11 protein-coding genes, 2 tRNA genes and 3 rRNA genes are annotated in these 18,947 nt (G+C 59.7%); 7 read left to right on the forward strand and 9 right to left on the reverse strand.

Features of this window, described 5'->3' with window-relative positions; all coding sequences use genetic code 11:
* Nucleotides 1-11: 11 nt before the first annotated feature.
* The 3 genes from MEMAR_RS08970 to MEMAR_RS08980 all read left to right on the forward strand — a co-directional run bounded on the left by MEMAR_RS08970 (nt 12) and on the right by MEMAR_RS08980 (nt 2,912).
* Nucleotides 12-461, forward strand: a complete 450-nt coding sequence (locus MEMAR_RS08970; RefSeq protein ID WP_011844662.1) for a hemerythrin domain-containing protein — start codon at nt 12-14, stop codon at nt 459-461.
* A 102-nt stretch (nt 462-563) separates the two neighbouring features.
* Entirely contained in the window at nt 564-1,001 is a 438-nt protein-coding gene (locus MEMAR_RS08975; protein ID WP_011844663.1) for a hemerythrin domain-containing protein, read from the forward strand.
* Between the two features lie 147 nt (nt 1,002-1,148).
* A complete protein-coding gene (locus MEMAR_RS08980; RefSeq protein ID WP_011844664.1) occupies nt 1,149-2,912 on the forward strand; it encodes a formylmethanofuran dehydrogenase subunit B in 1,764 nt (587 codons plus the stop codon).
* Between the two features lie 399 nt (nt 2,913-3,311).
* Here MEMAR_RS08980 and rrf read toward each other — a convergent pair.
* The 8 genes from rrf to MEMAR_RS09020 form a co-directional block, all read right to left on the reverse strand.
* Nucleotides 3,312-3,433, reverse strand: a 5S ribosomal RNA gene (gene rrf / locus MEMAR_RS08985).
* 89 nt (nt 3,434-3,522) lie between these two features.
* A tRNA-Cys gene (locus MEMAR_RS08990) sits at nt 3,523-3,594 on the reverse strand.
* Between the two features lie 108 nt (nt 3,595-3,702).
* Nucleotides 3,703-6,631: ribosomal RNA gene (locus tag MEMAR_RS08995) — 23S ribosomal RNA — on the reverse strand.
* A 122-nt stretch (nt 6,632-6,753) separates the two neighbouring features.
* Nucleotides 6,754-6,826 (reverse strand) — tRNA-Ala (locus MEMAR_RS09000).
* 66 nt (nt 6,827-6,892) lie between these two features.
* Nucleotides 6,893-8,359: ribosomal RNA gene (locus MEMAR_RS09005) — 16S ribosomal RNA — on the reverse strand.
* The 16S, 23S and 5S rRNA genes sit together here with 2 tRNA genes alongside, the layout of an rRNA operon.
* A 1,036-nt stretch (nt 8,360-9,395) precedes the next feature.
* Nucleotides 9,396-10,148 (reverse strand): segregation/condensation protein A, encoded by a 753-nt coding sequence (locus tag MEMAR_RS09010; protein WP_011844665.1) that lies wholly within the window; start codon nt 10,146-10,148, stop codon nt 9,396-9,398.
* Nucleotides 10,141-13,584: a chromosome segregation protein SMC gene (gene smc, locus MEMAR_RS09015; RefSeq protein ID WP_011844666.1), complete on the reverse strand. Its 3,444-nt coding sequence runs from the start codon at nt 13,582-13,584 to the stop codon at nt 10,141-10,143. Before smc ends, MEMAR_RS09010 begins: the two co-directional genes overlap by 8 nt.
* 18 nt (nt 13,585-13,602) lie before the next feature.
* Nucleotides 13,603-14,223 (reverse strand): DUF7518 family protein, encoded by a 621-nt coding sequence (locus MEMAR_RS09020; RefSeq protein WP_011844667.1) that lies wholly within the window; start codon nt 14,221-14,223, stop codon nt 13,603-13,605.
* Between the two features lie 256 nt (nt 14,224-14,479).
* On the opposite strand from MEMAR_RS09020, the gene glyA reads away from it, so the two are divergent.
* The 4 genes from glyA to cofE are packed head-to-tail and all read left to right on the forward strand — an operon-like array spanning nt 14,480 to nt 18,193.
* Nucleotides 14,480-15,751 (forward strand): serine hydroxymethyltransferase, encoded by a 1,272-nt coding sequence (glyA, locus tag MEMAR_RS09025; protein WP_011844668.1) that lies wholly within the window; start codon nt 14,480-14,482, stop codon nt 15,749-15,751.
* Nucleotides 15,748-16,599: a bifunctional methylenetetrahydrofolate dehydrogenase/methenyltetrahydrofolate cyclohydrolase FolD gene (gene folD / locus MEMAR_RS09030; protein ID WP_011844669.1), complete on the forward strand. Its 852-nt coding sequence runs from the start codon at nt 15,748-15,750 to the stop codon at nt 16,597-16,599. Before glyA ends, folD begins: the two co-directional genes overlap by 4 nt.
* The gene (gene folP / locus MEMAR_RS09035; RefSeq protein ID WP_048063815.1) at nt 16,575-17,390 is read left to right on the forward strand and encodes a dihydropteroate synthase; all 816 of its coding nucleotides are present in this window, start codon (nt 16,575-16,577) and stop codon (nt 17,388-17,390) included. The genes folD and folP overlap by 25 nt, the downstream gene beginning before the upstream one ends.
* Nucleotides 17,387-18,193: a coenzyme F420-0:L-glutamate ligase gene (cofE, locus tag MEMAR_RS09040; RefSeq protein ID WP_011844671.1), complete on the forward strand. Its 807-nt coding sequence runs from the start codon at nt 17,387-17,389 to the stop codon at nt 18,191-18,193. Before folP ends, cofE begins: the two co-directional genes overlap by 4 nt.
* On the opposite strand, the gene cofC is transcribed toward cofE, so the two are convergent.
* Complete coding sequence (cofC, locus tag MEMAR_RS09045) at nt 18,119-18,766, reverse strand: 2-phospho-L-lactate guanylyltransferase (protein ID WP_011844672.1); 648 nt, start codon at nt 18,764-18,766, stop codon at nt 18,119-18,121. The two genes, cofE and cofC, sit on opposite strands and share 75 nt — an antisense overlap.
* Between the last annotated feature and the right edge of the window lie 181 nt (nt 18,767-18,947).

The following is an 18,947-nucleotide window of genomic DNA, read 5'->3' on the forward strand; positions in this document are numbered from 1 at the left end:
GAAGTGATCAGATGGCACAGAACGTTATCGACATCCTGAAGCAGGAGCACGAAATGGTGCTCTCGCAACTCTCGGAACTCTCGAGCAAGGGCACGAGCAACCGGGAGCAGAAATATAACTCCTTGAAAGAGAACCTCATGCCGCACATGATCGGGGAGGAACAGGCCGTATACCCAAAACTCATGGATGCAGGGATGCAGGAGATGGCCCTTGAGTCGATCGAGGAGCACAACGCGGTCAAGACACTGCTATCCCAGCTCGACAGTGCGTCCACGTCAAAAGAGGACGTCTGGGTGGCGAAGATAACGGTGATCAAGGAGAACGTGGAACACCACATCAGCGAGGAGGAGGAACATATCTTCCCCGAGATGCAGCAGAAGATGAGCAGCGACGAACTCTCGAGTCTCGGCAACAGCTACGAGGAGGCAAAGAAGAGCGCGATGCCGGTTGCGGCACGCTGAGCGATCGGACGGAGGCACCGACGCTCCTTTTTTTTGTCAGGTTCGCCCGGGCGAAACCGTTAAGTTCCTCATCCCCTATTCTCCCCCGGACGGAGGACGCGCATGCCGCAAATTCTTGAATTGATCCGGGAGGACCACGATCTCATCAGGGCCCTATTCGACGAACTCGAGAGCAACCCCGAGACACGGGACGTCCGGTGTATCACGCTTCGCCGGGAGCTGCCGGGGCACATGTACGCGGAGGAGGCGACACTGTATGCGCACCTCCGGGAAAGGGTTCCGGAGGAGATACGGCGGTCGCTCGACGAACATACCGAGGTCAGGGAGACGCTCGCACGCTTCGAGACCATCCCCCAGAGGGACGACGCCTGGATGCCGGCGCTCGTCGATCTCCGGGAGCGGGTCGAGGCTCATTTCGCCTCGGAAGAGGGCGAGGTCTTCGCCCGGGCGGAGGAGCATCTCGGCAGGAGTGACCTGTTCGCGCTCGGCGAAACGTTTGGGCGGGAGAAGGTGGCGGCGGCGCGGTACATTGCGGTGTGATGGGCGCTGTCCGCATTACCGGGGTGCCCGGCACCCCTTCTGTTCTCGCAAATGCCACCCACCACATAAAATAAACCCCCTTAATTTTTACCATCAGTAAACATGGGAACGTAAACATTATCGGTGCGGAAGTCAGACAGACCATTAATGCACGTTCTCATCACGAGCGGGAGGACAATCGCCCAGGGCAGGCAACTCTACTACAAAGACATGCCCGGATATTCCTATGAAACGGCACGCTGTTTCGTCAACCCGTTCGATCTCCTGGAACTCGGGGCCTCGGCAGGAGACTATCTTCTTCTCTCGACCGGGACAGGAGAAGAGGTGTTTGTCGCCACACCCTGCGACGATCTCGTCTCCGGAACCGTATTCATCCCCTGCGGACCGCACGCGAACGCAATCCTGCACGCGACCACGCGGGGAACCGGTGCTCCGGACTACAAATGGCTGGAAGGGACGGTGACGCGAACCGATCTCTCCCCACGATCAGGCTGGGCGATCCTCATCGAGGAAGGCGGCGGCGCATGCCCTCCGGTGCCGGTGCCCTGCGGGGAAGACGGCGGCGGTCCCGTAACCATCCGCGATGTTGCCTGCCCTCTCTGCGGGTGCCTCTGCGACGACCTGGTCGTGAAGGTCGAGGGCGGGGCGGTCACGTCGGTCGATAACGCATGCTCGCTCGGCTCGGAGAAGTTCCTGTCGCAGAGCCGCCTCAGATCGCCAATCCTGAGGGATGATAACCAGTCATGGAGCCCGATCGGGTTCGCGGAGGGTATCCGGTATGCCGCAGAAATGCTCGCCGACGCCGAACGGCCACTCCTCTTTGGATGGAGCGGGACGTCCGCGGAAGCGCAGTGCATCGGCATCCAGATCGCCGAGACGATCGGGGGCGTGATCGACAACTGTTCGTCGATCTGTCACGGCCCCTCGATCATGGGCATCCAGGAGGCGGGCCACCCGGGGTGCACGCTCGGTGCGGTGAAGAACCGGGCCGACGTCGTGATCTACTGGGGCTCGAACCCCATAGAGTCGCACCCGCGCCACCTCTCCCGGTATACGACGTTCGTCAACGGGAAGTACCGGGAGAACGGGCATCACGACCGGACTCTCGTCGTCGTGGACATCAGGATGACCGATACCGCAAAGATTGCCGACGAGTTCATACGGATCAAGCCGGGTGGGGATTACGCCGTTTTTTCAGCCCTGCGGGCAATCATCAGGGGCCACGCGGATACCCTTCCTGCAAGCATCGGAGGGGTCCCGCGGGAGAGGCTGATCTGGCTGGCGGACCTCTGCAGGAACGCCCGGTTCGGCGCGCTCTTCACAGGGATCGGCCTGACGCAGTCTCGGGGCAGGTACAAAAACGTCAGGAACGCCATCCAGCTCGTCGATGAACTCAACCGGCATACGAAGTTCACCCTGACACCCATGCGCGGGCACTGGAACGTCAACGGCACCAACCAGACGTTTTCATTCCTCACGGGCTACCCGTACGGCGTCGATTTTTCGCGCGGCACTCCGTATTACAACCCCGGCGAGACGACGGCGGTCGACCTGCTCGGCCGGGGAGAGGCCGATGCATGCCTCATCATCGGCGCCGATCCGGGGGCTCATCTGCCGAGGAGGTGCAACGAACACCTCGCGACGATCCCGACCATCGTCATCGATCCATTCGTCTCGCTCAGCACCTCCTTTGCGGATATCCATATCCCGGTCGCATGCGTGGGCATCGACTGCGAGGGAACGGGTTACAGGATGGATTCCGTCCCGATCCGGATGAAGAAGGTTCTCTCCTCGGGTCTCCCGACCGACGAGGAGGTGCTGTCGCAGATACTCCACCTGATACAAGGACGCCGGCCTTACGGTGTAAACGTCCCAAAGGCACTATCCCCGGAGGCACCGCCGGTAGCATGAGAGGGGCGCAGCCCCCCGAGGTAAATGAGATAAGGTCGACAAGAAACAAAAGTTAAATAAACAATATCATCAACAGATAGAATGGTGCCACCGCAACGGCGGCGCATCATTGAGATCCAATCGTTAAAGCCTCAATTCCATCAACCCAAACCGCGGAACACCCGCAACTCCAGGAACGGGAAGGGGACGAACCGGGCGTCGTGCCGGATGTCCCGGGTTTCAGCGGGGCGACAGAGATCGCTCCCCCCTTTCCGACCGGGTTCTGTTGTATCGAGGATATTTTCAGGATAATATCGATGTAAAAACCTGCGCTACAGAGAAGAAGGAACTATCGAAGATACATTACTAACGTTCGCACAGTAAAACACGAGAAGAACAGTTTTTCAGATTAAAGGGAGGTAATAGCAGCGAGCCGTGCTTCCCGAGGGCTCGCGCACCTCAGTACCACATGGCACGTGAGAGGGCTTAACTGCTGGGTTCGGAATGGGTCCAGGTGTTTCCCCTCTGCTATGGCCGCTATTACCAGTTACGACCGGGTGTGATGCGTTTGGATGGAGTCAAAAATCCTTACGGATTTTCTCCCCGCCCAGCCGCTTCGCGCCCGGTCGGAAGCCAAGGCCCGGACTTGAACCGGGGTGTAGTTGATCTGCAGTCAACCGCGTGGCCGCTCCGCCACCTTGGCAAGCTGTGTTGCCTTACTATGTTGTCGCCCAATCTATTTAAGGGTTACACCCTCATCAGATTCGGCCGCAAGGCGTTTTTCGGTGCGTACTCTGGATTTCGTCTGAGTTCAACGGAAGGCATCGGACGTTAGTATCCGCGGACTGAACACGTCGTTGCCTTCGTGCTTACATCCCGGACCTATCAAGCGGGTCTTTTACCCGTGTCCTCAACGGAGTCTCTTTTCGGGTCAGGTTTCAAGCTTAGATGCTTTCAGCTTTTATCCCTTATCGCGTAGCTGCTCGGCACTGCCCTGTCGGACAACCGATCGACCAGAGGCGACGACGGAAAGTTCCTCTCGTACTATTTCCATCTTACCTTCAGACTCCTTACACTCCAGATAGATAGTAACCGACCTGTCTCACGACGGTCTAAACCCAGCTCACGATCCCCTTTAATAGGCGAACAACCTCACCCTTGGCCGCTGCTGCACGGCCAGGATGGAAAGAACCGACATCGAGGTAGCAAGCCGCCGGGTCGATATGTGCTCTTGCCGGCGACGACTCTGTTATCCCCGGGGTAGCTTTTCTGTCGTCAATGGCCCTCATCAATAAGGCTCATTGGTTCGTTAGACCCGAGTTTCCTCTCGCGATTTCTTGCTATGCGAAATCGCGTCAGGCCAACTTATGCTCTTGACACTCTCCTGTGAGTTTCTGACTCACATGAGTTGACCATAGGGCACCCTTGATATTTTTTCGAGGGTGTGGCGCCCCACCCAAACTGCCTACCTATCGTTGTCCTCAGGTTTGAGTTAGTGTTACAGTAAACCAAGGATGGTGTCTCATTGTTGGCTCCCCACCCCCCGGAAGGGGTGGATCGACGCCTCCCATCTACGCTGCGCAAGGAATACCGTAACACAGCGACAGGCTGCAGTAAAGCTCCACGGGGTCTTCACTTCCCATCTGGAGTCCCTAGTCTCTGCACTAGGATAAAATGTTCAACGGCTTCGTGTTAGGGACAGTAGGGCTCTCGTTAATCCATTCATGCAAGTCGCCAATTAAGCGACAAGGTACTACGCTACCTTAAGAGGGTCATAGTTACCCCCGCCGTTTACGAGTCCTTCGTCCGGTTGAACCCGGTGTTCAGATACTCGCACTGGGCAGGAATCAGTGACTATACTAGTCGTTTCCGAGTTGCAGTCACCTATGTTGTTATTAGACAGTCAGAGCCCCCTGGTCACTGCGACCTGCCTGATCGCCAGGCAGGCACCCCTTATCCCAAAGTTACGGGGCCAATTTGCCGAGTTCCCTTAACACGATTAAACCGACACGCCTTAGCCTTTTCAGCTAGGGGCACCTGTGTCAGATCTCGGTACGGACATTCATCCCCCTTTTCACGGGCTCCAGGAATTTGCCGAATTACTCCATCACGCCTTCACTCGCTTCTCACCATGGCGGTACTCCACGAGCTTGAACGCTTGGACAGGGCGACGACCCTGCCCGGCATATCCCGAAGCGTCAGGGCAGTAAACTGCTACGGATGAATGGTACAGGAATATTAACCTGTTTCCCTGTTGACGTGCTCGAATTACGACACATCTTAGGACCGACTAACCCTCGGCTGACGAACATTGCCGAGGAAACCTAGCCCCTCCGGCGGTTGGGATTCTCACCCAACTTTGCTTCTACTAATGCCAGAATTCTCAATACTACCCGGTCCACAGGAGCTCACGCCCCTGCTTCTGCCCAGGCAGCACGCCTCTCTACGCCATCACACGAAAGTGTGGTCCGTGGTATCTGTAGTAGGCTTTAGCCCCGTCCATTTTCAGTGCCCCAAACCTCGACTGGTAAGCTGTTACGCACTTTTTAAAGGATAGCTGCTTCTGAGCTCACCTTCCAGTTGTCTTTGGCCTGGGACGCCTTTCAGTGTTGACACTTAGCCTACATTGAGGGACATTAACCACGGTCTGGGTTGTCTCCCTTACGGACTACAAGCTTACCCCGTAGTCCGGACTGCCAGCCTTCTTCGACGACGGGGAATTTGGAGTTTGACAGGAGGGTGAGGGATTTCTCCCCCAGCTCCCCCAATCAGTGCTCTACCTCACCGTCTATCTCCAGCCAGGTCATGCTACGGCATGTTTCGAGAGGAACCAGCGGATGCCCAGCTCGATTAATCTTTCACTCCTATACGCAGGTCACACGAATGATTTGCATATCAAAACCGCTTGCGGTCCTCCACGCGCCTTTCGGCACGCTTCAACCTGCCCACGCATAGATCGCTAGGCTTCGGGTCTTATCCTGCAGACTCCACGCACTTTTAATACGCCGTCCCATGCCCGAAGGCTACGGACCTGTTGGTTTCCCTTCGGCTCCCCTTTTGGGTTAACCTTCGCCTACAGAATAAACTCTCTGGCCCGTTCTTCAAAACGTACGTTACGACACCGGCAACCACGCCCGTACTACCGCCTCGCGACGGGTTCCTTCACGTGGAAGATCCTTTCGCGCCGTAACTCACTATCACCTATCAGTTTCAGGCGCTTTTAACCACCTTTCAAGGGTTACTTTTCAGCCTTCGCTCACGCTACTAATACGCTATCGGTTTCGAGTAGTATTTAGTTTTGGAGGTTGATGACCCCCAGATTCCCGCGAGAATTCCGACCCGCGGTACTCAAGACACTACCAGGACACCTCAGCTTGCACGTACGGGGCTATCACCCTCTTTGGCACCTCATTCCAGAGGATTTCCGTTTGACCTTGGCATCCAGATGGTAGGCTTACTACACCACATCTCCCTTGCGGGATTCAGTTTGAACTCTGTCGTGTTCGATCGCCTCTACTAACGACATCTCGGTTGATTTCTTTTCCTCCCCCTACTAAGATGTTTCAATTCGGGGGGTTCCCGATCCTTACGGATCAACACCGAAGTGTTAAGAAGTCTCATTAGGGAATCTCCGGATCGTAGACTCCATGCGTCTTCCCGGAGCTTATCGCAGCTTGGCACGCCCTTCTTCGGCACTCGAACCGAGCCATCCACTGATAGGCATATCGCCATTCCGTTGAACTCATTTAACGTCCAGAGTACGCACCTATACACAGCTTCCTCAGGTCAAAGACCTTCAGCCCTTCCCCGGTGATTCACATCTCCGGGTGCATTTTCGGCAGGACTGTTTAGTCCTGTCGAGTGGACTCAGGGGGATTTGAACCCCCGGCCTCCGCCTCGCAAAGGCGGCGCTCTTCCAACTGAGCTATGAGCCCGAATCTCCCGTTGACATCGGCAATTTTACGTTTTGTTCAGCAACCGCTGACCCAAGTAATTTCTTTAGGAGGTGATCCAGCCGCAGATTCCCCTACGGCTACCTTGTTACGACTTAACCCCCCTTGCGGAACCTAGATTCGACTGCGGCAACGACCGCAGCCTCATCCAAACCCCACTCGGGTGGTTTGACGGGCGGTGTGTGCAAGGAGCAGGGACACATTCACCGCGTTATTTTGAAACGCGATTACTACAGATTCCAGCTTCATGTGGGCGAGTTACAGCCCACAATCCGAACTACGGACAGGTTTAGGAGATTGCCTCCACCTTTCGGTGTCGATACCCATTGTCCTGCCCATTGTAGCCCGCGTGTAGCCCGGATAATTCGGGGCATGCTGACCTACCGTTGCCCATTCCTTCCTCCTCTTTAGCAGAGGCGGTCCCAACAGTGTCCCCATCAATCCGGAGATCATGCTGGCAACTGTTGGCGTGGGTCTCGCTCGTTGCCTGACTTAACAGGATGCTTCACAGTACGAACTGACGACGGCCATGCACCTCCTCTCAGCTAGTCATGCAGAGTCTTCAGCCCGGCAATCATTCCGCTGTCTTATCCGGTGAGATTCCCGGCGTTGAGTCCAATTAAACCGCAGGCTCCACCTGTTGTGGTGCTCCCCCGCCAATTCCTTTAAGTTTCAGCCTTGCGACCGTACTTCCCAGGCGGTACGTTTCACGGTTTCCCTTCGGCACCTCGACGACTCGTGGTCGTCGATACACCTAACGCACATCGTTTACGGCTGGGACTACCCGGGTATCTAATCCGGTTTGCTCCCCCAGCTTTCGTCCCTCACTGTCGAAGCCGTTCTGGTGAGGCGCCTTCGCCACAGGTGGTCCCTCGAGGATTACAGGATTTCACTCCTACCCCCGAAGTACCCCTCACCTCTCCCGGTTCCAAGACTGCCAGTATCTCTTAGACGCCCGACGGTTGAGCCGCCGGATTTCCCAAGAGACTTAACAACCCAGCTACGAACGCTTTAAGCCCAATAAAAGTGGCCACCACTCGAGCCGCCGGTATTACCGCGGCGGCTGGCACCGGTCTTGCCCGGCCCTTTCTTCAGGTGTGTTTTAGACACCTGGACAGCCTGCATATACAGGCACTCGAGGTTCCCTTATCACGGTTGCCCGCATTGTAAAGTTTTCGCGCCTGCTGCGCCCCGTAGGGCCTGGATTCGTGTCTCAGAATCCAACTCCGGGCTCTTGCTCCCACAACCCGTACCGATTACTGGCTTGTTGGGCCGTTACCCCAACAACAACCTAATCGGCCGCAGATCCATCCTAAGGCGCCTGAACTTTGAGTTACAGAGCATTCCAGCATCTGTAACCTATAGGGTATTATTCCCAGTTTCCCGGGGTTATCCCCTTCCTTAGGGCAGGTTATCCACGTGTTACTGAGCAGTACGCCGAGGGCCGAACCCTCTCGACTCGCATGGCTTAATCGAACCCCGATAGCAGTGACCTCTGGCAGGATCAACCAGAATTTGGAAGTAATGCACACTACTAAACTTGGGAGGAATTAGCGGTTACTGAACAAATTTCCGCATTGCCAATGCCAACGTCAGAATCAACCCGCTCAATGGCGGTCGTGTTGATTCCCCATCACCAGGAGAACAATGTTTATTTTACAACTATTTAAACATGTTTTCCTGCATCGGATTCGAGAATGTTCTCGAATCTTCATGTCCTTTTTGAATACAGGGAACGTGACCCGAATCGGGTCGAGAACTTCACCTGCGCGGAGATTAATGTTTGTGCTTCAACACATATAAACATTTTCACCCCGCGCTGGGATCCGCGCCGGAGATCCAGAGAGAATCTCCGGCTCGATCGAGGAAATCGCCCGGAATTTTACGTCCCGGACGCCCTGATACTTCACCTGTGCAGGAACTTATGTTTGTGAGTTATCACATATAAACATTTGTTCCCACCCGAGTTTCGAGCCGGAAATCAAACACATATTCCCGACCCGGACGCCCCGATTCATCCGCATTGCGGATGTTTGAGGAGGCCTTGTGAGAATACATATTGAATCCCCAGACATATAAACATTGTCACCCTGCATCAGACCCGAACGAATGTTCGGGCCCTCACAGCGGTTGAAGAGACACGGAATCAGACCACCCACGAAGGGCTGCACGATCCGACGTCCTGACAACACAGCCTTACTATGTTATCATCAATGCCATATAAGCATTTCCCTGCTCCGTCGGATCCAAGCGCACGGCTTTGACCCCCATAAACGTTGAGATCTCCCGGCATCCTGCACACATCGTGCAGGATTCACGCGGAATTCGCTCCCAACTTGACTATTACATGTTGATACCGGAGATATTTAAACATTTACCCAGAACCCATTCAAAAAAGTGGAATCACGTTGCAAAATCACCCCGATTTGCCACTAAAAGGCTTCACCGGGTATCCGGAGCGCAGGCGAAGACCCATGCGCGCAGCGCCACCGATCCCGAATCCCACAGGAATTTCACGGGAACAGAACGATCGGTGTCATATGGTCGAGTATCACGCATCCTCGCCGGCCCCATCGGGACCGTCCTCGGGGATCTGCTCGCCGACATAGATCTCGCCGAAGAACTCGTCCTGCCAGAGCGCGAGTTTCCCCTCGAGCATCAGGAAGAGGAGCGGGATGTAGACCTCGCGGCGACTTCGCCCCATGGCACCGGAGAGGTCGCCCAGCGTCAGGATATCACCGTTCCGGGCAGCGCGCTGGAACTCCGTCATGACGACCGCAACCGCACCCTGGTATCCTTCGTCATGCGCCACCGCCACCACGTCTCCGGCGCTGAGGTTGAGATCCGGCTCCCTGGGCACAGAGACCCTTTTGCGCTGCCTGCGACGCTGCTCCTTCTCCGCCGTCTTCAACTGCTTGATGAGTTCGTAGAGCGTGACCGGCGGACGTTTCCGCAGGTTCTTTCGCCCCAGACGACGCTGGATCTCCCGCTCCAGGCGCCCCATCGGCTCGACCTCTCCGGCCGACTCGTAATCGAACCCGAGATCCTCAAACGACTCGTCCTCATCGTCGGCAAACGAATCTTCGTCTTCTTCTTCGCCCCAGCCGTCGAGATAATCCGACTTCAGGCGCAGCAGGCACGCGGCATAAAAGAGCGTCCTCCCCGAGATCCGCAGGTCGAGCTCCTTCCTCCGGTCGAGTTCGGCGAGGAACCGATCGGTCACGTCCACGATATCGATGTTCCAGGGATCGACCTCTCCCCGCTCGGCCATGCCGGCCAGGATCTCGACAGGTTCCTCATCCATTGTTCTGCACACCGGTCACGTAGGTGCTCTTGTCGGCACGGATCGTCACGCCCACGATGCGGTCGGCGCGCTCGATCATCGGCTTTCGGAGCGAAACGATGATCGACTGCGCGCTCCCCGAGAGCTCGCTCATCATGGCGGCAATGCGGCCGACGTTGTTCCCGTCGAGGAACATATCCACCTCATCGAGCGCGTAGAACGGCGCGGGCATGAACTGCTGGATGGAGAAGATGAACGCGAGCGTGGTCAGCGACTTCTCGCCCCCGGAGAGCGAAGAGAGGAGGTGAACCTTCTTGTCGCGCGGCTGAACCGCGAACGTCATGCCGCCGGCGAAGGGATCCTCTTCGTTATCGAGGATCAGCCTCCCGGTCCCGTCGGTCAGGCGCGCGAAGATGTCGCGGAAGTTCCCATCGATCGCGGTGAAAGCGGTCATGAAGGCGTCGTACTTCAACTTCTCGTACTTCTCGATCCGCTCAAGGAGCATCATCCGCTCCCGCGAGAGCACCTCTTTCTTCTCCGTCCGCTCCTCGACGCGGGCAGCGACACGGTCGCACTCCTCGATCGCGAGCATGTTCACCGCACCGATCTTCTTTAGCGCCCGCTCGGCCTCCGCGATCCCGGCGTCGATGGCGGCGATGTCGAGATCCGTCTCCACGTCGCCGGCCTGCTCCCGGAGCACCGCGAGTTCCGCGAGGAGCGACCGTTCCCGCTCCTCGAGGGCGCTGATCTGCATCCGGATGCGCTCCATCGCACCCGAGAGTTCGAGAGCCCGCTGGTCGAGCACCCGGATCTCCTCGAGGATCCGGTCGCGCTTCTCGTGCAGGCCTGCAAGTTCGTCGGAGAACTCCTTCTGGCGCGCCTCGAACTGCACGATCAGGCGGCGCTGATCCTCGATCTGCTCCTCCGTTGCGGTGATCTCACCGTCGATCTCCTGGTTCTTCGTCTCCAGGCGGCTCCGTTCCGCGGCAAGTTCCTCGATACGGTTTGCGAAATGCTGCCGCTCGCGTTTGGCGTCGGTGATGTCGGCGTCCTTGTTCCGGAGCCGCCGCTCGATATCCTCCACCGCCTTACGGATGCTCTCGTACCGCTCGGTGAGCACGGGAACCTCGGTGTCGTCGAGCTTCTTCTTGAGGTCGTCGACCTCCGCCGATACCTGCGCGATCTCGCCGGTTATCCGCTCGAGATCGGCCTCGAGCCGCGCAAGTTCCTCGCCGCCGGTCTTCGCGGCATCGAGCATCTCATGCAGGCTCTCTTCGAGCGTCCGTTTCTCGCCGGAAAGCACCTCGATCCGCTTCTGGAACTCGTCCACCAGCATGCGGTAGCGCGCAACCTGCTCGTCGATCGAACTCCGCTCCGCCCGCTTTGCCTCCGCGGCCACGGCAAAGCGGCCGATGGACGCTTCGATCTCGCCCGCTTCCGCCTCGAGTTCGGCGAGCTTCGCGCGGACCCGCGCGACCTCGTCGTCGACGGCCACCCCGAACCCGCGGATCTTCTTCCCCTGTGATCCGCCGGTCATGGCGCCGCTCCTCTCGACGAAATCGCCCTCCAGGGTGACCATCTTGTACCGGCCCATCAGCCGCCGCGCCCGCTCGAGGGTATCCACCACCACCGTCGCGCCGAAGACGACACGGAACGCGCGGTCGAACGCCGGGTCGAACTCCAGGAGATCGACCGCGTAGCCGACGATGCCCGGATCGGCCTCGAGCGGCGAGAGGATCGGGGGCCGGAGTTTGTTGAGCGGCAGGAACGTGACCCGCCCGAGCCGGTTCTCTTTTAAGTAGCGGATCGCATCGGACGCAACCGCGTCGGTATCGACGATGGCCCACCTGAGCCGGCCCATCGCCGCCACGTCGAGCGCGGTCGCGTACTCCGGCGGCGCCCGCCCGAGCTGCGCAACGGTGCCGTGGACACCTTCCATGCCGAGAACGACGTCCATCGCCTTCCCGCCGGCATCGCCGTGCGCCTGCTGCTGCGCCTCCAGGCGCATCAGGTTCTGCTCGTTCTCCCGGATCTCTTTCTTCAGCCGATCGAGCGCCGACCGCCGCGCAAAGAGCGTGCTTTCCGCCTCGGAGAGAGCCCGCTCGATCTGGCGTTTCTGTTCCTCGCAGTCGGCCATGCAGGAGGAGTACTCCGCGACCTGCTCCTGCTTGTTCGTGAGTTCCTCCTCGATCTGGGCGATACGCGCGTCCAGGCGTTCCCGTTCCGACGTCCGCATCCGGCTCTTCTCGATGAAGATATCCTGCTCGCGGAGGATCTTCGACCGGAGCTCCTTTTTGCTCTCGAGATCCTCCATCCTCTCGAAGAGCTGGTCTTTTACCCCTTCGACCTCTTTGCTCTCGCTTGCGATACGCTCCTCGACCGTTTTCATCTCGTCGCGCTGCGTCGCGAGCTCCATGGCAAGATTCGCCCGGTCTATCGAGAGGTTGCGGATCTGCGTGGCGCACTCCTCGACTTTCGCCTCGGCGCGTTTGCCATCAAGGTAGATCCGCTGGACCGCCTCGGCATTCTCTTCCCGGTTGACCTTCAGCCGTTCGATGGTCTTCTCGCCGAGCTTGATCGCGCTTCGCGCCTCTTCGAGCCGTCCGACGAGTTCGAGATACTCGGGGCCGCTTTTGTGGTTTATCTCCTCTTCGACGGCATGCTGGCGTTCGCGCGCCTCCTCGATCTCTTTTTTGACGGCCTCGCCCTCACCCTCGGTGCGTGCGATTGCCGCCTGCTGGTCGTGCGCGAGATCGTGAAGGGTGCCGATCTCCTGCTCTTTCTGCCGGACGAGCGCCGCTCCCCGGCACTGCCCGAGGTGTTCCAGCTCGCCCTGCCACCGCCGGTACTCCACCGCCTGCTCGCGCTCGTGCTGGAGCGCATCCAGCCGCGCCACGAGCTCGTTCAAGAGAAGCTCCTCGCGCTCGAGCCGCTCCCGCACCACCTCGAGTTCCGAGAACGCCTGTCCGCGCTTGTGGTCGAACTCAGCGACACCTGCTATCTCGTCGATAATCTTCCGCCGTTCGCCGTCGGTCATCTCCATGATGCGGGTGATGTCACCCTGCATCACGACGTTGTAGCCCTCCGGCTTGATCCCGATCTTTGCGAGGAACTCGATGACGTCGCCCTGCTTGCAGAGACGGTTGTTCAAGTAGTTGTAACTGTAGTATCCCGTCGGCGTCCGCTTGATCCGGCGGCGGATCGTCGTGCCGTCCGAGAACGTGGCCGTCACCTCAGCGGTGTTCTTCCCGGAATTGACGTTGATGAGATCGGTCAGCTTCTCGGCCCGCAGCCCCCGCGCACCCGAAAGGGCCAGGACGAAGAGGAGGCTGTCGATAATATTGCTCTTTCCGGAACCATTCGGGCCTGAGACGACTGTAAATCCTTCGAAAAAAGGAATTTTCGTCTTTCTGGCGAAAGACTTGAAGTTGTCGATCTCAAGCTGCGTGATGTACAAAGACGGGGCTCCCTTTACCTATCGATCGAGGTCGACGGTGTCGTCCTCTTCGGCCTGGATGACATCGTCGACCGGACGTTCCTTCTGCTCGACGAAGAGCTTGCGTTCGGACGGCTTGCCGCCTTTCCCCCGGCCCTTTGCCGGGACGCCCCGGGAACCGGTGCTGGCGACGATGTACTCGGAGGACCTCCTTGGCTCCGGCTTCAGCGTCCCGTCGTTCTGCATGATAAGATCGAGATCGCTGTCGTCATCCGGAACAGGCGCGGGCGGCCGCTGTTCAACCTGGCGCGCGGGGGTCTTTCGCTCCGCGGCACGCGCGGGCCGGGGAACGGCCGCGGCGCGTGGTTCCGCCTGGAGCGTAACCTCGACCTTCTTCTTCTCGGCCGGCACCGGCGCTTTCCGGCGCTCATCCACGTCCCGGGAGAGTTTCATCGCCACGGACTTGACGTCCAGGATCTCTTCCGTCAGGCCTTTCACCACGGCCTCGAGCTCCCGCACTTTCCGCTCGAGGTCACGCAGGCGCTCGTCTCCCGCCTCTGATACGGGCGGCTGTTCTCGCTCTCTCATTGTCTCCATCTCCTTCTCGCGCTCCGCAAGTTCCCGCTCAAGAAACCGTATCCTCGCATCTTTCTGCGCCATTATCTCCCTCAAACTAATCCTTGATAATGATTACGTAATAATATTACTATAGATTCCCCAAATGAAGAAGTATTACATTTAATCCGGGGTGCAGTCGGGAAAATCCCGGCAGCCGTTGCGAATGGCTCTACAACCACCTCCCCCCGGACCCATGCCCGCGTCTCTGAAAGCCGTACAAAGAACGCCTCTTAGGCAGCCGTAAACAGCTCCGTATAAAAGAAAGCATATTACCTCAACGGAGCAACCCTTTTTCTGCATGTCTAGTCTGGCAAACGTCGATCCAGAAGTCGCAGGTCTCATCGAGGAAGAGCGCCTGCGTCAGGTCAATGGGTTGGAACTGATCGCCTCCGAGAACGTCGTGAGCAAAGCGGTTCTCGAGGCGATGGGTTCTATCATGACCAATAAATATGCCGAGGGTTACCCCGGCAAGCGTTATTACGGCGGCTGCGAATTCCACGATGTCGTGGAGAACCTGGCGCGCGACCGCCTCTGCAAACTCTTCGGGGCCGAGCACGCGAACGTCCAGCCCCACTCGGGGAGCCAGGCGAACCAGGCAGTCTATTTCGCCTACCTCGGCTACAAGGACAGGATCATGAGCCAGAGCCTCACTCAGGGCGGCCATCTCTCTCACGGCTCGCCGGTCAACATCACCGGGCGCTGGTACTCCATCTTCCACTACGGCGTCGATCACGAGAGCGAGACGCTCGACTACGCGGCGATCGAGGACCTGGCACGGACAGTGAAACCGCAGATGATCATCTGCGGCGCGAGCGCCTACCCGCGCGAGATCGACTTCAAAGCCTTCCAGGAAGTCGCCGATGCCGTCGGCGCGAGGTGCATGGCCGACATCGCCCACATCGCCGGACTCTGCGCGACCGGATACCACAACTCCCCGGTGGGGGTCGTCGACATCGTGACGACGACAACGCACAAGACCCTGCGCGGCCCCCGCGGCGGCGCCATCATGTGCAGCAAGGAGGATGCCCAGGCAATCGACAAGTCCATCTTCCCGGGGATGCAGGGCGGCCCGCTGATGCACACCATCGCGGCAAAGGCGGTCTGCTTCAAGGAAGCCCTGACCCCCGCGTATAAGGACTACTGCGGACAGGTCGTCAAGAACGCGAAGACGCTGGCCGATGTCCTCAGCCAGGAGGGGCTCGACCTCGTCTCCGGCGGCACCGACAACCACCTCATACTGCTCGACCTGACCGGGGTCTCCACGAACGGCGAGCACCTCACGGGTCTTGCGGCCGAGGTCGCGCTCGGAGAAGCCGGCATCACCGTGAACAAGAACACTATCCCCCGCGAACAGCTCAGCCCCTTCGTGACGAGCGGTCTACGAATCGGCACGCCCGCCGTCACCTCGCGCGGCATGAAAGAGGAGGAGATGAAGCAGATCGCCCACTGGATTGCCCGGGTCGTCAAGGACATCGCGAAGGACAAGACCTCGAAGAAGGCGATCACCGAAGTGAGAGAAGAGGTTATTGCCCTCGCGAGCAAGTATCCCCTCTACCCTGAAGTAGCATGATACTCGACGGCAAAGCGGTCTCGGAGAAGAGGCTTGAACTCCTCAAGGAGGAGATAGAAGAGTCCGGGCTCTACCCGCGGCTCGCGACCGTCATCGTAGGCGAAGACCCCGCGTCGCAGATGTACGTCCGCATGAAACACCGGGCGTGCGAGCGCGTCGGGATCGGGTCGATCGGGATCGAGCTCCCGGCGGATGCCTCCACCGAACAGGTGCTCGAAGCGGTCGCGCGCCTCAACAACGACCCGGACATCAACGGCATCCTCGTCCAGCTCCCGCTCCCGGGCGGGGTGGACACCACCCGCGTCATCGACGCGGTCGCACCCGAAAAGGACGTGGACGGGTTCCATCCCTGCAGCCTAGGCAGGCTGTTTTCCGGAACCCCGGTCTTTGCGCCCTGCACTCCGCAGGGGATCATGACGATCCTCGATGAATACAGGATCCCGATCCGCGGCAAGCGGGCGGTCGTCGTCGGCCGGAGCATCGACGTCGGCCGGCCCATGGCCGCCCTGCTCCTGAACGCCGACGCGACCGTCACCATCTGCCACTCGAAGACCGAGAACCTTGAAGACGAGATGCGGAGAGCCGACATCCTGGTCAGCGCGATTGGGAAGGCGAAGTTTGTCGGGCCGGAGATGGTGAAGGAGGGCGCGACGGTCATCGACGTCGGGATCAACCAGGACGAGCAGGGCAAACTCTGCGGCGACGTCGATTTCGACGCGGTGAAAGACCGTGCGGGGGCGATAACCCCGGTTCCCGGAGGCGTCGGCCCCATGACCATCGCGACGCTGATGGAGAACACGTTCAGGGCAGCCAAGTTGAGGACATGCGGCAACAACACTGTACGGTAAACCGTCTCCGGATCGGCGGCGACGCCCCAGTCCGCCTGATGGGCGTCATCAACTGCAGCCCCGAATCGTTCTACCGGGGCTCCTACATCCCGGCCGGAAAAGTATACGATCGCGCCCTCGCCATGGTGGCGGCGGGCGCCGATATGATCGATCTCGGGGCGCGGAGCACGGCCCCGGGCTCTTCTCCAATAACCGTAGCCGAAGAGGCGGCACGGGTGGACGCGGCCCTCTCGGAACTCGACGGGACCGGGATCACCCTCTCGGTGGACACCCGGCACCCGGAGGTGCTCGAGGTCTGCCTCCGCCACGACGTCCATGCGGTGAACGACATCTCCGGGCTTGCCGAAGAGCGCTACGCGCGGGCGGTCGCCGACTCCGGGCTGCCGGTCTTCGCGATGGCGAGTTGCCGGGAGCCCGGCGACGCCGCCGGGCTTGCCGCCACGCGGGATGCCCTCGAAGCAGTCGTGAAGAGGTGCGCGCTTCTCGGGATCGAGGAGTATGTCCTCGATCCCGCCGTCGGGCGATGGGTCCCCGGGCGGACGAGCGAGGACGACTGGGAGCTCTGCCGGAACTTTACCTCGTTCCTGGAGTTCGGCCGCCCGGTGCTTGCCGCGGTCTCGAGGAAGACGTTCATCGGCGACCTGCTCGGCCGCCAGCCCGAAGACCGGCTCGCGGGCACGCTCGCGGTCACGACGATGCTCGTCTCGGCGGGAGCAGCCGTCGTGCGGAGCCACGACGTCGCCGAGACCGCCGATCTCCTGCGGGTCCATGCAACGATGAGGCAGACATGACGACACCTTCATTCTCGGTATACGGTCTTGCGACTCCCCTGCTCCGCCCCGGTGACGACGTCGCGACGCACCTTCTCTCGTCCGTCGAACGCTCGCCCGCCCGGAACTTCGAGGCGGGCGACGTCGTGGTCGTTGCGGAGTCCGCGCTCGCCACCGCCGAAGGCCGGGTCGTGAAGCTCGGCGATATCGAGCCGTCGGCAAAAGCCCTCCGGCTCGCCGAAGAATATCATATGGATCCCCGGCACGCCGAGGTGGTGCTCCGGGAGAGCGACCGGATCGTCGGTGGTATTCCCGGGTTCCTGCTCTGCATGAAGAACGGGACGCTCCTCCCGAACGCCGGGATCGACGCCTCGAACGCCCCGGAAGGGTCGCTCGTCCTCCTCCCCCTCGACCCGGACGCATCCGCGGCACGTATTCGTGCCGCGATCGCAGAGCGGTCGGGTGCGGACGTCGCGGTCATCGTCGTCGATTCCCGGACGCACGCGATGCGCCTCGGGTGCTCCGGGGTCGCCATCGGCTGTTCGGGCATCCCCTCGGTGATCGACGAGCGCGGGAAAAAAGATCTCTTCGGCCGCGAACTCGAGGTCACGAAGCGGGCGGTGGCGGACTGCATCGCGTCCGCCGCCGAACTCGTGATGGGAGAGGCGGGCGAGTGCGTCCCCGCGGCGGTGGTGCGGGGGATCGGGCTTCCCGTCGGCGACTACGCCGGGGTCGCCACGATCGACGCTTCAGAGTGCCTCTTCATGGGGGTCGCGCTGCACGCCGACCCGTCCCTTCTCGTCAAGGGCGATAGAGAATCCTGAGTTCTCCAGGTACTCCCTGCTCCTTCTCCCTTTTCCGTGGATGAGGATCTCGACCAGGTCTTCCTTCTCGTCGATATCGGTCGACATCCTGAATGAATCGATCACCTCGACGGAGAAGCCGCACTCTTCTGCAATCCGCATGTGGTCGAGGAAACTCGCGCCGTAGTAGTCGGCACGGAAGCACCGCGGTTTTTTGAGGAATATGATATTCGTCCCGCCGCCCCGGCCCGGCACGATGGACATGTCCTTCTCCGTCCGGATCAGCCGCTGGATGTCCCCGGCCGTCACCAGAGGGATGTCGCCCATGATGATGAGCGCCGGGCAGTGGAACTGGCCGAGCGCCCAGTTAATGGCGTCGTTGAGCGGTTCCGTCCGGACGGCGACGAGGGCGTTCTCGTGTTTGAAGGAGTGGGTGCAGAGCAGGGTGGCGCTGCACCCGGACTTCTGCACGGCGGCGATCACGTCTTCAAGCATCGCCCGGGCAAACGCTTCCCGCTCCTCCTGGTTGAGGATACAGGAGAGGCGCGTCTTGGGGTTCACCGGCTTGAAGGGGATGAGCGCGTGGAAGTACATCGAGAAACGGTTGTCGGGGCTGCATCAAAAAGGCATCGTTTCCAGTGCGGCGGGAAAAGGCCGGGCCGGGCTAAATCGAAAACTTCGGGTCCCACCTATGGGGTGCTCACGCTCCGAATCTGCGGGGAGGCCGCACCTGCCGCTACCTTGATGCTCAACTCACGCGAAGACGCGAAGTCCA

This window comes from Methanoculleus marisnigri JR1 (assembly GCF_000015825.1).
GTDB lineage: Archaea > Halobacteriota > Methanomicrobia > Methanomicrobiales > Methanoculleaceae > Methanoculleus > Methanoculleus marisnigri.